Annotated in this window: 2 protein-coding genes; both read right to left on the reverse strand. The window is 70.1% G+C overall.

Annotated elements, in window-relative coordinates:
- The coding region (tnpB, locus tag I8N68_RS32275; RefSeq protein WP_200216890.1) for an IS607 family element RNA-guided endonuclease TnpB at nt 1-1,418 on the reverse strand (1,418 nt) is incomplete at its 3' end.
- Nucleotides 1,415-1,965, reverse strand: a 551-nt coding sequence (locus I8N68_RS32280) for an IS607 family transposase (RefSeq protein ID WP_234041000.1), incomplete at its 5' end; no start/stop codon positions are given. The genes I8N68_RS32280 and tnpB, both read right to left, overlap by 4 nt.

Here is a 1,965-nt window from a genome sequence, read left to right on the forward strand (position 1 = left end):
GTGAGTGAACGTGACTCACGATTGGCAGCCGTCCGTTGCCGGGCGGCGTTGACCGGATGGACCGGTCTTGACGCTTCACAGCCCGCTGCCTCGCCTGCGGGTGCAGGTCTTACGGGTCTTACGTGGGCTCCACGTCCTGTTTTTGCGTCGCCCGGCAACTCCAGGTCGACGTGCCGGACTAGGCCGGCAAGGTTACGTGCGGCGTTGACGTCCCGGTTAAGGGACAGTCCGCACGTGGTGCAGTTGAAGGTGCGTTCGGCCAGTGACAGCTTGGGTTTCACCGTCTGACAGCCTGAACACGTTTTGGAGCTGGGGTACCACCGGTCGGCGACGTACAACACGCTGCCGTACCAACCGGTCTTGTAGCCGAGGTGCCGGCGCAGGGTCGCCGGGGCGGCGTCGATCAAAGCCCTGGCCAGCTTACGGTTGCGGACCATCCCGGCCACGTGCAGGTCCTCGACCACGACGGTGGTGAACTGTTGCGCCAGCCGGGTGGTGAGTTGGTGCCACGAGTCGGCGCGAACAGCGGCGACGGTGGCGTGCAGCCGGGCCACGGTGTCCTGCGCCTGCTGCCACCGATTGGACGCGGTCCGCTTACGCCGGGTGGCCGGGTCGTACGGGCCGATTCGGCGGGCGGCCCGGCGTTGGGCCTTGCCGAGTTTCTTCAACGCCGCCTTGAACGGTGCCGGGTTGGGCACCAGCTCGCCGGTGGACAGCACCGCCAGGTGCTTGATCCCGGTGTCCACGCCGACGATCCGACCGGCTTTCGGCGTGTGCGCCGCACGGCCCACGGCGCGTTTGACCGCGACCTGAAACGAGCAGAACCACCTGCCGGCGGTCTCGGTGACGGCCGCGGACAGGACCGTCGCGGTGCCAGCCTTCACCCGCCGGCCCAGCTTACGGGTGGACTCGTGGGTGCGGATGCGGCCCAGCCGTGGCAACACCACGTGCCGGTAGCCGGGGTCCACCCGGATCGCGCCCGTGGTGAACCGGGCCGACCTGCGGCCGTGCTTCCGCTTGGTCCGGGGCCAGCCCATCCGGCGGCCCTTGCGGGCACCGGCACGGCAGGCACGCCAGTTGCCCAACGCCGCCGACAGGTTGGCCAAGCCGGTGTTGAACGCCTCTTTGGAGCATTCCGCCCACCACGGCGCCACCCACCTCTTGATTTCGTTCCAGGTGCGGCGTAGGTCCGGCAGCGACCAGCCCTGCCACGGCGTCAGATCCGCCTCGGCCACCCCGTAGCTGACCTCCGCGGCGCGTTGCGCCCTGACCGCGCTGACCCGCCGCAGCATGTGGTTGTAAACGAACCGAGCCGCGCCGGTGCTGCGGCGCAGACCCGCCACCTGCCCGTCGCTCGGGTCGAGAGCGAACCTGTACGCCTGAACAGTCCAGCCGGCCGGCGGCTCGTACCGTTTCACGGGAGATCCCCGGCGGTGGCGGCGGCCACGGCGCGGCTGGCCCGCTTCGCTGCGCCGCGGCGACCGTGCAGCCGGACACACAGGCCGGTCAGGATCTCCGTCACGTCCCCCACCAGATCGTCGTCCACCTCGGCCCGGTCGACCACCAGCAGCCGACGTCCCTGCGCGGCTAGCGACGCCTCGACGCACTCGCCACCGAACCGGGCGAACCGCTCCCGGCGCTCCACAACGACCGTTGTCACGCTCGGGTCGCGCAGCAGCCCGAGGAACCCCTTGCCTCGGCCGTTCACCGCGGACCCGACCTCCGTCACCACCCGGGAGACCACCATGTCCCGCCCGGTCGCCCATGCCGTCACACGGGCTACCTGCCGATCCAGGTCGACTCGCCGGTCGGCCGACGACACCCGGCCGTAGACAACCACCTGACCCCGGATGTCACCACCGGCTACATCCACCATGATCGTGCCAGACGGAACACGCCGAGCGGGCACCCGCATCGTCCCCTCGCGGAACCACCGATACGCGGTCTGCGGATGCACCCCGTTGC

This window comes from Micromonospora coerulea, from assembly GCF_016598485.1.
Classification (GTDB): Bacteria; Actinomycetota; Actinomycetes; order Mycobacteriales; family Micromonosporaceae; genus Micromonospora; species Micromonospora coerulea.